Source organism: Streptomyces sp. SID11385 (assembly GCF_010548245.1).
Taxonomy (GTDB): domain Bacteria; phylum Actinomycetota; class Actinomycetes; order Streptomycetales; family Streptomycetaceae; genus Streptomyces.
This window is the reverse complement of sequence record NZ_JAAGLR010000308.1, coordinates 1-12,988: the sequence shown is the minus strand read 5'-3', so window position 1 is coordinate 12,988 and position 12,988 is coordinate 1. Positions and strand designations below refer to the sequence as shown.

The following is a 12,988-nucleotide window of genomic DNA, read 5'->3' as shown; positions in this document are numbered from 1 at the left end:
GGGCTTTCTTGACCGGTAATCTTTCTCACTCCGTGTCACCCCCTCCCTACGGTGGCGTAAGTATGGCGTAAAGGTGAAGGATGCCGAGGTGGCACGAGAAGCGAGGATCCCCAGCAGCAAGGCCCTCCCCGTCGAGGGCACCGTGACGTCCTACGTGGCCGTGGGCGACAGCTTCACCGAGGGCGTCGGCGACCCCGGGCCCGACGGGCTCTTCACCGGCTGGGCCGACCGCCTCGCCGTACAGCTCGCCGACCGCCTCCCCGAGCGCTCCGCCTTCCGCTACGCCAACCTCGCCGTGCGCGGCAAGCTCCTCGACCAGATCGCCGAGGAACAGGTCCCCCGCGCGGCGGCGCTCGCCCCCGACCTCGTCTCCCTCGTCGCCGGCGGCAACGACGTGCTGCGCCCCGGCACCGACCCGGACGACCTCGCCGCACGCTTCGAGAAGGCGGTCGCCACGCTCTCCGGCGCGGCGGGCACCGTCATGATCGCGACCGGCTTCGACACACGCGACACGCCGGTCCTGCGCCACCTGCGCGGCAAGATCGCCACGTACAACGCGCACGTACGGGCCGTCGCCGACCGCCACGGCTGCCTCGTCCTGGACCTGTGGGCCCTGCGCTCGGTCCGCGACCGCCGCGCCTGGGACAGCGACCGCCTCCACCTCGGCCCCGAGGGCCACACCCGCGTCGCCCTGCGCGCCGCCCAGCTCCTCGGCCTCGACGTCCCCGCCGACCCCGAGCAGCCCTGGCCCCCGCTGCGCCCGCGCGGCACCTTCGAGGAGCGCCGCGACGACATCGCCTGGGCCCGTGAGTACCTCGTCCCCTGGATCGGCCGCCGCCTGCGTGGCGAGTCCTCGGGCGACCACGTCCACGCGAAGCGGCCCGACCTGCTGCCGCTGTAGCCACCGGGAACCGAAATCCGGCCTGTCCGGCGGAACCAACATCGGCCCCTTGGGCGTTTGAGGGGCGGGGGCTCGGGGGCGGAGCCCCCGCAAGGCCCACCCCGGCGGGCGCCGAGCCGGCGGACCGGCCGAGTATTGACACGTACCGCCCCGGACCTTCCGCACCCGAGGAGACACCCGTGCCCCCCACCCGCCGCCTCCCCACTCCGCCGGCCTTCGGGGCCGATCCGCGCGGCGCCCGCATGGCCCGCATCCGCCGCTCCCCGCACTTCGACCCGGCCAAGGGCGTCTTCACCAACCCCGAGGGCCCCGCGGGCGAGACGGCGGGCGGCGCGCCCACGCCCGACCGCAAGGAACTGCTGCGCACGTACTTCCGCTCCGAGGAACGAGCCCGGCGCGCCCCCGCAGGCGTCCTCCCCGTGCACCCCACGACCCTCGCCGACCTCGCGCGGCCCGCGCGCGGCGGCCTGCGCGTCACCTGGACGGGGCACTCCTCGGTGCTCACCGAGATCGACGGCGCCCGCATCCTCTTCGACCCGGTGTGGGGCGAGCGCTGCTCCCCCTTCTCCTTCGCCGGGCCCAAGCGCCTGCACCCCGCCCCGTTCCCGCTCACCGCGCTCGACCGCGTCGATGCCGTGGTGATCTCGCACGACCACTACGACCACCTCGACCTGCCCTCGATCCGCACGCTCGCGGCGAGCGGCACCACTTTCGTCGTCCCGCTCGGCATCGGCGCGCATCTGGAGCGCTGGGGCGTGCCCGACGCGCTCGTACGCGAGCTGGACTGGCACGAGTCGACGGAGCTGGCCGGGGTGCGGCTGACCGCGACGCCCGCCCGGCACTTCTGCGGCCGCGGCCTGCGCAACACGCAGCACACGCTGTGGGCCTCCTGGGTCGTCGCGGGGCCCGGGCACCGCGTCTTCCACAGCGGGGACACCGGCTACTTCCCCGGCTTCGCCGACATCGGCCGCGCACACGGCCCCTTCGATGTGACGATGATCCAGCTCGGCGCCTACAGCGAGTACTGGCCCGACATCCACATGACCCCCGCCGAGGCGCTGCGCGCGCACGGGGACCTCGGCGGCGGGGTCCTGCTGCCGATCCACTGGGGCACCTTCAACCTCGCCCCGCACCCGTGGGCCGAGCCCGCCGAGTGGACGAAGGACCTCGGCGACGCCTCCGGCACCCGCATCGCCTTCCCGCGCCCGGGCCAGCCCTTCGAGCCCGCGGGCGAGCTGCCGACGGAGCCGTGGTGGCGTGCGGTGTCCCACCCGATCACGCGTCCGTGGCGGCGTCCCGTCGGTACCACGCGGGTGGTGCGGGTGCCCGGCGACGACCTCGACCTCGCGGGCGAACGCTGAGACCGGCGCCCGCACCGGGCACCCCTGCTCGCGGGGCACCCGGTGCGGGCGGCACAGCGCGGTGCCGGGCTGGGAGCCCGGCACCGCGAGGGGTTCCGTCCTGCCGACGGTCTTACTTGAAGGCGGGCAGGTTGCGCGCGACCCAGTCGCTGAACGGACGGGCCGGACGCCCCAGAACCGTGTGCACATCCGGGCTGACCTGCTGCTCGACGGGGAGCGGCGAGCCCAGGACGTCGAGCGTGCCGCTCACGACGTCCTCCGGCATGAACTGCGACATGGCGGCGTGCGCGTCCTCGCGGGACAGCTCCACGAAGGTCACGTCCTCGCCCAGCACCTCGGCGATCATCTCGGCCTGCCGGCGCGGGCCGATGGCCTCGGGACCGGTCAGGACGTAGGTCTGCCCCGCGTGATCGTCCTCGCGCAGCACGACCGCCGCGACGTCCGCGATGTCCGCCGGGTCGATCACGGGCAGCGCCACGTCGGCGAAGGGCGAGAAGACCGTGCGGTTCGTGCGCACCGACTCGGACCACGCGTACGCGTTGGAGGCGAAACCGCCCGGACGCAGGATCGTGTACTCCAGGCCGGAGGCGCGGACGGCGGCCTCGAACTCGCGCAGACGGTTGTGGGAGGGGGTGTCCGAGCGCGTGCCGGAGAGCTGGGAGGAGACGAGGACGACGCGCTTCACCCCGGCACGCTTCGCGATGTCCAGGAGGTTCGTCGCGGCCTCGCCGGGCCCGTTCAGCTCGCCCGCCAGGAGGATGAAGAACGCGTCGGCACCTTCGAGGACCGGCGCGATGCTCGCGAAGTTCCCGAGGTCGGCCTGGGCGACGCGGACACCCCCGGGGAGTCCGGCGGGCTGCGCGCTGCGCGAGACGGCCACGACCTCCTCGCCGGCCTGGGCGAGCGCCGCGACCAGCGGACGGCCGATGTTCCCCGTGGCTCCGGTGACAACAATCATGAACAGCTCCCTGATCAATGGGGGTCGGGTCATTGGGCGTTGGGTGAGATCGCCGCTGACGGGCGAAGGCGCGGCATCGGCAGCACGCGCTCTCCGCCGTCAGGTCCGGGACGCTAGCATCCGCGGCATAGTAGGTACCTAGAGGAAAGTGACTCTCGCGCGGGACGCTGCCGTAGGTGGCGGCAGGCTGGCCAGGGACATGCGCATTTCCATGCGTTGCGTCAACTCGGCCCATGCCAATAGCAGTTCGAAGTTCTCGGGCCGGACGACCGGCTCACCCGTCGGGATCGCGGAGTCGATCCTGCTGAGCCGGAAGGTGCGCGGTCCGCCGGTACCCTCCTCCGCCCGCGGCCAGACCTGGACGTCCACCAGTGCAGGCCTGGCGGCGGCCTCGGCCTGTGGCCGCATCGGCTCGGGCATCCCCCGCTCGGCCGCGGCGCCCAGGGGTGGGTACGGTCGGAAGGCCGCTGCGAGGGCGGGCAGGCAACTCCTCGGCAGTTGTGGTCACTTCGGGGCGGTGCGGATGGTGCGGAGTCGGGATGCCGACGGGTTTCGAGAAGCTATTGCCGTCGATATATTGAGTACCCAGGGGAAAGTGACTTCCCGGAAGGCGAGCGACGTGCTGAAGAGTCACCCGGACACCCCCGCAGCCCTCACCAACGGAACGCCGCGCGTCAGCGGGGAGCAGGCGTGCCCGATCGCCCCCGTGGTCGACATCGTCTTCAGCCGGTGGACCACACCGATCCTGTGGACGCTCAACGCCTACGGTGTCCAGCGTTTCGTCGAGCTGCACCGCAACATCGGCAGCATCACGCCCAAGGTGCTGACGCAGCGCCTGCGGCAGCTTGAGCGGGACGGCCTGGTGGTACGCACGTATTACCCGGAGGTGCCACCCCGGGTGGAGTACGAGATCAGCGATCTGGGCAAAAGCCTGGCCCCGCTCTTCGCCTCGCTCGCCGTATGGGCGGGCGAGCACCTTCCCGCCGTGGAGCGGGCGAGGAAGGCGTTCGACACGGCGGACGCGGCGACCGGTCGCTGACCGGCGCCCCGTGGCGCCCGATGTGCCGCGGGGCGCCGGGTCGCGCGTCGACAGGTGAGGCGGCACCTCTCGGGCGCATCTTTTGGGCGCACCTCTCAGGCGCATCTCTCGGACAGGCGCACCTCTTCGGCGCCCCTCTCAGCCGGCACCGGATTCGCCGAGAGCGTGCATGGAGCCCTGGAAGAAGATCAGCGGATGCCGCCCGGCGGCGGGGAGCCGGTGCTCCGCCCCGGCTCAGCCGAGCGGTGCTGGGAAGGTCGGGTACTCGACGCCCGAGACGTGCTGGACGACGCGTACGACCTGGCACGAGTAGCCGAACTCGTTGTCGTACCAGAGGTAGAGGATCGCGTTGTCGCCGTCGACCTTGGTCGCCCCGGCGTCCACGATCGAGGCGTGGCGCGAGCCGACGAAGTCGCTGGAGACGGCGTCGGCCGAGGTGGTGAAGTCGATCTGGCGGCGCAGCGGTGAGGTGAGGGAGACCTCGCGCAGGTGGGTGAGGACTTCCTCGCGGCTCGTCTCGCGGCTCAGCTGGAGGTTGAGGATCGCGATCGAGACGTCCGGGACGGGGACGCGGATCGAGCTGCCGCTGATCTTCGCCTTGAGGTCGGGCAGGGCCTTCGCGACCGCCGAGGCGGCGCCGGTCTCGGTGAGGACCATGTTGAGCGGCGCGGACCGGCCGCGACGATCGGACTTGTGGTAATTGTCCAGCAGGTTCTGGTCGTTGGTGAAGGAGTGCACCGTCTCGACGTGGCCGCGCTCGACGCCGAACTCGTCCGCCATCGCTTTGAGCGGCGGCACGATGGCGTTCGTCGTGCAGGAGGCGCAGGAGATGATCCGCTCGTCTGGCTTGATCGACTCGTGGTTCACGCCGTGCACGATGTTCGGCACGTCGCCCTTGCCGGGCGCGGTGAGGACGACCTTCGCGATGCCCGGGCGCAGGTGCTGCGAGAGGCCCGCGCGGTCGCGCCAGCGGCCCGTGTTGTCGATGAGGATGGCGTCGTCGATGCCGTACGCGGTGTAGTCCACGGTCGCCGGGTCGTCGCAGTGGATGAACCGGATCGCGTTGCCGTTCGCGATGAGGGTGTCGTTCTCCTCGTCCACGATGATCGTGCCCTGGAACTGGCCGTGCACGGAGTCGCGGCGCAGCAGCGAGGCACGCTTGACGAGGTCCTGACCGCCGGCCTTGCGGACCACGACGGCGCGCAGGCGCAGGCCGTTGCCCGAGCCCGCCTTCTCGATGAGCAGCCGGGCGAGCAGCCGCCCGATCCGCCCGAAGCCGTAGAGGACGACGTCGCGCGGGGCGCCGCGCTCGATCTTCCGCTCGCCGGTCGCTCCCTCGACGGCCCGGGCGGTGAACTCGGCGACGCTCAGGCCCCGGTCGTCGCTCTTGTACGTCGCGGCGAGCATGCCGATGTCGATCTGCGAGGGGCCGAGATCGAGCGTCGTGAGCGCCTGGAGGAAGGGCATCGTCTCGGTGACCGACAGCTCCTCGCCGGCGATCTGCCGGGCGAAGCGGTGGGTCTTGAGAATCCCGACCACCGACTTGTTCACCAGCGAGCGGCTGTGCAGCAGCACGGTGACGTCCCGTTGCCGCTGGAGCCTCCCGATGACGGGAATCATCGCTTCCGCGATTTCCTCGCGGGTCTTCCAGTTGGTGAACGAGTCCTCGTTGACAGTCACAGATCCATCTTTCGAGCTAGGCGGCGCTCATATGTTAACCCGATGGGTGTGACCATCTGCCGGGCGTGGGTGTGATGTACGACCAGTTCGGGACGGGTACGGGACGCGGGGACGGGGCAAGCGGGCACGTACGGCGGGGCGGGTGCCCGTCGCAGGCGCCCGCCCCGCCCTCCCGCGCCGTTCAGCCCGCGTACGTCCGCACGTACCCGAACCGCGCCGTCGCGCCCGCCGTGCCGAGCGCCACCAGCCCGATCCGCAGTGGCGCCGACGTGTCCGGGAGCGTCCACGTACCGGTCCACGTCCAGTGGACGCCGTCCGTGCTGCTCGCGGCGCGCACCTCGTGCAGAGCGCGCGCGGCGTCCACGCGGTGGGCGAGCCGCAGCCACGTCGTCTGCCCCGGGGCCCCGCCGAACATCGGCCCGTACGCGTTCGCCGCCGGTGGCCGCGCCGCCGGGAGCGCGCCCTCGCGCGCGAACTCGGTGACGTGCGTGACCTGGCCGTCCTTGTGGCTCAGCGGCAGTACGGCGTGGACGAGCTTCACGTACCGGTCGTCGTCCCCGTACAGGACGAGGCCCGCCTGCTGGTTGCCGGGCCCGTTGTCGAGCCGGAGCTTCGTCTCGACGACGAAGTCCCCGCTCGGCGCGGGCCTGGTGAGGACGGACGCCGTGTTCGTGCCGAGGTACAGCTCGGCGTTCTGCGTCGGGAACACGAGATCGCCGCCGCCCGTGCCCGCGCCCGCCGCCGGGCCGCGTACCCAGCTCCAGCCCGGGCCGGGCGCCGAGCCCTCGAACTCGTCGCCGAAGGCATCGAGCCGCGCGCCCGTCCGCGGATCGGGCACGCGGGCCGTGACCGGCGTGTACAGCCGTACGCCGCCGACGTTGTCCGCCTGTGCGCCCGCGCCGCGTGCGGCGATCCCCACATGTCCCGCCCGGGCGGCGGCGGCCGGCACGGTACGGGTCTGCGTCGCCACCGCGTCGTGCAGCCGGTCCGCGCTGACCTCGACGGTGAGCCGGGTGCCGCGCAGCTCGGCGGCGACGTTGCGCCAGGCACCCCACTGGTAGCCGGAGGGCAGCGGCGTCGACTGCCGCCCCGTGCTCCTCCCGTCCACGAGGACGTCGGTGACCAGGCTCCGGGTGGGCCGGTCGAGCCAGGCGAGGATCTGGTCGCCCGCGTCCTGGTGCGCGAGGACGAGGCCCGCCGAGCCCTCCTCCGCCGTCACGCGCAGGTCGGCCTCGGCCCGTACGCGCGCGGGCGCCGTGCCGGGCGACATGAGGTAACCGGCCGCCCGGTCCCCGCCCGTACGGCTGACGAGACCGCCCGCGTCCCGGTCGTTCCCGAGGCTCCACGCCCCGGTGTCCGCGCCGCTCGCCCGCCAGCCGTCGAGCCCGCCGCTCGCGAAGGTGCTCCCGGTGTCCCACGCGGTGACCGGGGCCGGCTGTGCGTCGTGCGAGGGGCCGGCACCCGCGCGGACGACGGGCCAGCCGTCGATCCAGTCGAGCCGGTCGATGAGCAGCGGGCGCCTGCTGAGCGTGCGGTCGATGCCGGGGACGCGCGCCAGATCGGGGTCGGCGGCGGGGATCGCGTGGTAGACGAGCCAGTCCTGCCCCGACAGGTCGGTGTGGAGCGCGTTGTGCCCGGCGCCGATCCAGCGCCCGTCACCGCCCACCACGACGGTGCCCTTGCTGCTCGCCGCCATCAGCGGGACGCCCTGGTCGTCGCTGAAGGGGCCCGTGGGGCTCGTGGACCGGCCCACCTTCACCTGGTAGCCGCTCGCGCCGCCGTCGCAGCACCCGGCGTCCGAGTAGAAGAGGTAGTAGAAGCCCTCGCGGCGCACGACGAACCCGCCCTCGACGCGCCGCCCTTGGGCGACCTCGGTCACCTCGCCCTCGATACGGGTGCGGTCGCCGTTGAGGCGGGCGACGCAGATCGTGTCGTAGCTGCCCCAGTAGAGGTACGGCTGCCCGCCCACGTCGGTGAACTGCGCCTGGTCGATGTTCCCGCTCGCGCAGCCGCTCGGGCTCGGCAGCACGGCGCCCCGGTCGGTCCACGGCCCGGTCGGCGTCGGCGCGGTCGCCACGCCGACGGTGTTCCGGTCGGGCACCGAGTAGTACAGCGTGTACTGCCCGTCCGTGTACCGGATGTCGGGCGCCCACAGCCGCGAACCGCCGTGCCAGGCGGGCTGGTCGGCGGGGGTGAAGACCTCGCCCGCGTACGTCCAGTGGGTCAGGTCGGCGGAACGCAGGATCGGCAGCGTGCGCTCACCGGTCTCGCCCTTGCTCTGGAAGACCGGGTTCTGCGTGCCGTAGGCGTACCAGTAGCCGTCCTTGCCCCGGATCATCGCGGGGTCGGGGAAGGTGTCCACGGCCTGCCCGGAGACGGGGTTCGTGTACGTGGCCGGGGCCGCCCCGCGCGCGTCCGGTTCCGCCGCGTGCGCGCGGCCCGCCGGGGGCAGTGCGCCGAGCAGGAGCGCGGCGAGGACGACGAGGAGGAGGTGGTGCCGTTGGAGTGCGGGTCTGCGCTGCACGGCGGGGAGAGCCCTTCTGCGAGTGAAGCAGGCAAGCGGAAAAGGTTGTTCAGCCGCGCTCGAAGGCGCTCAGCGTCGGGTCGTGGTCCGGGTCCCCGATGTCCGCCATCGAGGTCATCCAGTGGTAGAAGTTGTCGCCGCGCTCGCGCAGCAGCTCGTACAGTCGCTGCGACAACCTGCGGCGTACGGCGGCCAGTTCGTGGTCCTCGTAGCGGTTCACCAGCTCGTGCGGGTCGGTCTCCAGGTCGTACAGCTCGTTGCACGAGTCCGGATTGACGACGAGTTTGAAGCGCCTCTCGCGCAGCATGCGCTGCGGGTAGGGGAAGTGGTGGCCGTGGAACTCGGCGAGCACCTCGGCCGGCCACTCCGGGTGCTCCCCGCGCAGCAGCGGGAGCAGGCTGCGGCTGTCGGTGGCGTCCGTGGTGTCGCAGCCCGCGAGGTCGAGCAGGGTCGCGGTGCAGTCGGTGAGCGAGACGAACTCGTCGCGCGCCTGGGCCGGTTGACCGGGCACCCGGACGATCCCGGGGATGCGGTAGATGTCCTCGTACATCGCCGGGCCCTTGTCGTGGAGCCGGTGCGCGCCCGTGAACTCGCCGTGGTCGGCGGTGAAGAAGACGGAGGTGCTGTCGGCGAGACCCAGCTCCTCCATGCGGGTCAGGATGCGCCCGATCTGCTCGTCGACGAGGCTCACGTACCCCCAGTAGACGGCGACGAGCTTGCGGCTCACCTCCTCGGGCATGGTGTCGAACGCCCAGTGCGCGCTGTAGTTGCGCTGCACGGGGGGTTTGCCCTCGAAGGTCTCGGCGACCGAGGGCGGCAGCTCGACGAGCGCGGGGTCGTAGCGGTCGTAGTAGGCGTCGGGCAGCAGGTACGGCAGGTGCGGGCCGAAGAAGTGCGTCGCGAGGAAGAACGGCCTGCCGTCGCGGGCCCCCTCGGCCGCGTACCGCTCCAACCGCTCGATGGCGCGCGTCGCGAGGTAGTGCTCGAAGGTCGCCTCGACGGGCTGGTCGAGGCGCGCCGCGAGCAGGTTCCCCGGACTTCCGTTGGGCGCCGTGCCGCGCACCGGCTCGCTGATGCGGTACGGGGGCAGCCCGCGCTCCGCGAGATAGGCGAGGTAGTCGGGGTGGTCCACCGGGTTGTGCCAGCCGGCCAGGTCGGGCCCCTCGAAGCCGTACGAGGCCGCGTCGCGCCGGGTGCCGACGTGCCACTTGCCGATGAGCCCGAGCCGGTAGCCGCGCGCGGCGAGCGCGGCCGGGAAGGTGAAGGCGTCCGCGGCCAGGTCCTCCAAGTACCCCACGTTCCGCTCCTGGTTGGCGAGCAGCCGGTGCCTGAAGGGCGCCTGGCCGGTGAGCAGGCTCGCCCGGGCCGGGGTGCAGATCGCCGTCGGCGTGTAGAAGCGGTCGAAGCGCGTACCGCTCGCCGCGAGCCGGTCCAGGTGCGGGGTCGCGACGTGCGGATTGCCGTACGCGCCGAGGGTGTCGACGCGGTGCTGGTCGGTCATGAGGAACAGGAAGTTCACTGGCCCGCCTTCACGAACGTCTCGCCGGCGTAGAAGGACGACGCCTTCGGCGCCTTCTTCAACTGGCCTGTGCCGACGAAGAATTCGCTCATCGCGTCGAGCCAGCCGTCGACCGTGCCGTCCTGCGTGCGCGCCACGAGCTCCTTCGTCGTGAGCGCCTTGACGTGACTCGCGTCGGCCTTCACCTTCGCCTCGTCCACCTTGAGCAGCTTCGCGCTCAGCGCCACCGACTCCTTGGGGTGCGCGGCCCGCCAGTCGTTCGCCTCCTTGAGGACCGCCACGACCTTCGCCTCGGCCGCTTCGTCCGTCTTCGGCCCGGCGACGAACGCGGTGGGGAAGCTCCCGCCGATGTCCTCCGTGCTCGCGACCTCCACGAGCTTCGGCACCTTCTCCTTGATCGTGTCGATGAGCGGGTAGTTGATGCCCGCGCCGTCGATACGGCCCGAGGAGAAGGCCGCGACGATCGTCGGCGCGTCCATGACGACCTTCTGGATGTCGTCCATCGTCATCCCGGCCTTCTTGAGCGCGAGCCGCAGCACCATCTCGCCCGAAGTCCCCTCGGGGACACCGACCTTGCGGCCCTTGAGCCCCTGTATCGAGGTGATGCCCGGCTTCGCGATGACGCGGTCCGCGTAGGTGAGCGTGTCGATCGCGACGATCCGGGCCTTGCCCGAAGCGGGCAGCCACATCGCGCCGGGACCGATGTACCCGTAGTCGAGATCGCCGGTGCCCAGCGCCTGGATCTGCACGGGGCCGTTGACGAAGACGCGGTACGAGGCGGTCAGGCCGTGCTTCTTCCACAGCCCCCGCTCCCGCGCGATGGCGAGGAGGCTCGCCCCGTTGTAGTCGGCGATGTAGCCGAAGCGGACGTCCCGCGTGCCGCCCGGCGAACCGCCGCCCGAGGAGTCGTCGGAGCAGGCGGACACGGCGAGTGCCAGTGGTGTCGCGGAGAGTGCCGTGAGCAGGGCGCGGCGGGAGAGGGGCATGAGGGCGGGGGCCTTTCGGGTGGAGGGGTGGTGGGAGGGGTGAAGGGGACTCGCACGAAGGGGAGTTGAGGTCAGGCGTCCGGTGTCGCGGCTTCCTGGTGGTACACCGCGTGCCACACCTCGTTGCGCACTTCGGCGAACTCCCGCGACAGCCGCAGCTCCTCGGTGCGCGGCCGGGGCAGCGGCACCTCGACGACGCGGTGGACCCGGCCGGGGCGGGCCGCCATCACGACGACACGCCCGGCGAGGTACACCGCCTCGTCCACGTCGTGCGTCACGAACAGCACCGTGCGCCGCTCACGCGTCCACGTCGCGAGCAATTGCTCCTGCGAACGGACCCGGGTGAGCGCGTCGAGCGCGCCGAAGGGCTCGTCCATGAGCAGGACCGCCGGATCGACCGCGTACGCCCTCGCGAGCGCGCACCGCTGCTTCATGCCGCCCGACAGCGTGCGGGGCAGCGCGTCGGCGAAGTCGTCCAGCCCGACGAGGGCGAGGGCGTGGTCGGCGCGGCGGCGGCGCTCCGCGGCCGGCAGCCGGGTCAGGCGCAGCCCGAACTCGACGCTGCCGCGCACGGTGAGCCACGGGAACAGCGCGTACTGCTGGAAGACGACACCCCGGTCGGGCCCGGGCCCGCGCACCGGCACCCCGTCCACGAGGACCTCGCCGCCGCTCGGTGTGTCGAGACCGGCCGCGAGGTTGAGCAGCGTCGACTTGCCGCACCCCGAGGGGCCGACGACCGCGACGAACTCGCCCTCGGCGATGTCGAGCGAGAGCCGGTCGAGCGCGGTGAACACGCCGCCCTTGACGGGGTGGTGGCGGCTCACCTCGCGGAAGGAGATCTTCGCGCGGTCCAGCGCGGGCGCGCGCGTGAGCGGAGCGCGTGTCTCGTCGCGGGCTTCATCGCGCGTCTCGTCGCGCGTTCCGTACGGGGGCCGTGTCATCGTCGTTCCTGCCAGGAGGTGAGGTGCCGCTCCGCCCGCAGCAGCAGGTGGTCCATCACGAGTCCGACGACCCCGATGGTGAGCAGACCGACGAAGATCGTCGGCAGGTCGTAGTAGGTCTGCGCGTGCGTCATCTCGTAGCCGAGTCCCTTGTCGGCGGCGATGAGTTCGGCCGCGACGAGCGTCGCCCACGAGGAGCCGAGCCCGATCCGCGCCCCCACGAGCAGGAAGGGCGTCGACGCGGGGATCACCACCTTGAGGAAGATCACCCGGTCCGGGGCGCCGAGCACCCGCGCCGCGTTGATGAGCGTGCGGTCCGTCGCCGTGACGCCCTGGAGCGCCGCGACGACGGTCGCGAGGAAGGAGGCGAGGAAGATGACGAACACCTTCGGCGTCTCGCCGATCCCCAGCAGCACGATCGCGAGCGGGATGGTCGCGAGCGGCGGCACCGCGCGGAAGAACTGCACGTACGGTTCGAGCAGCGCCCGCACCGGCGGGTACCAGCCCATCAGGAACCCGACCGGGACGGCGAGCACGACGCCGAGCACGAAGCCGATCAGCACCCGGCGCAGGCTCGCCAGCGTGTCGGTGAGCAGCGAGCCGTCGGCGATCATCTCGCCGGCCCGCCGCGCCACGGGCCAGGGCCCCGGCACGTCCACGAGCCCGGTCGCGGCGAGCAGCCACCACACCCCGAGCCCGAGCACGAGCGCGAGCAGGTTCAGGAGCGGGGCGGGCGGTCGCCACCGCGACCGCACGGGTCCCTTCTCGGGGACGGTGGCGCGGTCGGGGGCGGGGATCACGGCCACGACGGCCTCCCTCGGGACGGGACGGGCACGGTTGCTCCCTGACGCCGCGCGGACGCGGCCGGACGGCGGACGGCGGACGGATCGGGCACGGCGGCCGGAACGGCGCCGGTGGGCGAACGGGGTACGGAGGTCGCTCCGGGTACGGACGCCGCTCCGGGTACGGGGACGGCGGGGCCCGTCGGCGGCGGGGACTCGCGCAGGACGAGGGCGAGCGCGCCGAGCGCCCCGCCCGCGTCGCCGAGCAGCGCGGGACGTACGTCGGGGGCGGGGCGC

Annotated in this window: 10 protein-coding genes and 1 pseudogene; 3 read left to right on the top strand and 8 right to left on the bottom strand. The window is 72.5% G+C overall.

Annotation, left to right across the window (positions count from 1 at the left end; all coding sequences use genetic code 11):
* The first annotated feature begins 88 nt into the window (after positions 1-88).
* Both G3I42_RS09145 and G3I42_RS09140 read left to right on the top strand, forming a co-directional pair.
* A complete protein-coding gene (locus G3I42_RS09145) occupies positions 89-901 on the top strand; it encodes an SGNH/GDSL hydrolase family protein (RefSeq protein ID WP_343244496.1) in 813 nt (270 codons plus the stop codon).
* A 242-nt stretch (positions 902-1,143) separates the two neighbouring features.
* Positions 1,144-2,262: an MBL fold metallo-hydrolase gene (locus G3I42_RS09140; protein WP_239096349.1), complete on the top strand. Its 1,119-nt coding sequence runs from the start codon at positions 1,144-1,146 to the stop codon at positions 2,260-2,262.
* Positions 2,263-2,374: 112 nt separating this feature from the next.
* Here G3I42_RS09140 and G3I42_RS09135 read toward each other — a convergent pair whose 3' ends face one another.
* On the bottom strand, positions 2,375-3,220 hold the full coding sequence (locus tag G3I42_RS09135; RefSeq protein WP_164284122.1) for an NAD(P)H-binding protein: 846 nt from the start codon (positions 3,218-3,220) through the stop codon (positions 2,375-2,377).
* Between the two features lie 622 nt (positions 3,221-3,842).
* Between G3I42_RS09135 and G3I42_RS09130 the strand changes: the two genes are divergently transcribed.
* Positions 3,843-4,259 (top strand): helix-turn-helix domain-containing protein, encoded by a 417-nt coding sequence (locus G3I42_RS09130; protein WP_239096348.1) that lies wholly within the window; start codon positions 3,843-3,845, stop codon positions 4,257-4,259.
* 234 nt (positions 4,260-4,493) lie between these two features.
* Here the strand turns inward: G3I42_RS09130 and G3I42_RS09125 are convergent, their stop codons facing one another.
* The 7 genes and pseudogenes from G3I42_RS09125 to G3I42_RS09095 all read right to left on the bottom strand — a co-directional run.
* Entirely contained in the window at positions 4,494-5,939 is a 1,446-nt protein-coding gene (locus G3I42_RS09125; RefSeq protein WP_164284121.1) for a glyceraldehyde-3-phosphate dehydrogenase, read from the bottom strand.
* A gap of 181 nt (positions 5,940-6,120) precedes the next feature.
* On the bottom strand, positions 6,121-8,463 hold the full coding sequence (locus G3I42_RS09120) for a family 43 glycosylhydrolase (protein ID WP_164284119.1): 2,343 nt from the start codon (positions 8,461-8,463) through the stop codon (positions 6,121-6,123).
* A gap of 49 nt (positions 8,464-8,512) precedes the next feature.
* Positions 8,513-9,982, bottom strand: coding sequence for a sulfatase-like hydrolase/transferase (locus G3I42_RS09115; protein WP_164284117.1), 1,470 nt, complete (start codon positions 9,980-9,982; stop codon positions 8,513-8,515).
* The gene (locus tag G3I42_RS09110) at positions 9,979-10,968 is read right to left on the bottom strand and encodes an aliphatic sulfonate ABC transporter substrate-binding protein (RefSeq protein ID WP_164284115.1); all 990 of its coding nucleotides are present in this window, start codon (positions 10,966-10,968) and stop codon (positions 9,979-9,981) included. The genes G3I42_RS09115 and G3I42_RS09110 overlap by 4 nt, the downstream gene beginning before the upstream one ends.
* Before the next feature lie 71 nt (positions 10,969-11,039).
* On the bottom strand, positions 11,040-11,909 hold the full coding sequence (locus G3I42_RS09105; protein WP_239096345.1) for an ABC transporter ATP-binding protein: 870 nt from the start codon (positions 11,907-11,909) through the stop codon (positions 11,040-11,042).
* Entirely contained in the window at positions 11,906-12,715 is an 810-nt protein-coding gene (locus G3I42_RS09100) for an ABC transporter permease (protein WP_164284113.1), read from the bottom strand. Before G3I42_RS09100 ends, G3I42_RS09105 begins: the two co-directional genes overlap by 4 nt.
* Positions 12,706-12,988, bottom strand: a pseudogene (locus tag G3I42_RS09095) (hypothetical protein); the annotation flags it as partial. The gene G3I42_RS09100 and the pseudogene G3I42_RS09095, both read right to left, overlap by 10 nt.

Bases quoted from the DNA above. Each gene is read 5' to 3' on its own strand.
- G3I42_RS09110 (WP_164284115.1), bottom strand. From the start codon at position 10,968: ATGCCCCTCTCCCGCCGCGCCCTGCTCACGGCACTCTCCGCGACACCA.
- G3I42_RS09135 (WP_164284122.1), bottom strand. From the start codon at position 3,220: ATGATTGTTGTCACCGGAGCCACGGGGAACATCGGCCGTCCGCTGGTC.
- G3I42_RS09105 (WP_239096345.1), bottom strand. From the start codon at position 11,909: ATGACACGGCCCCCGTACGGAACGCGCGACGAGACGCGCGATGAAGCC.
- G3I42_RS09140 (WP_239096349.1), top strand. From the start codon at position 1,144: ATGGCCCGCATCCGCCGCTCCCCGCACTTCGACCCGGCCAAGGGCGTC.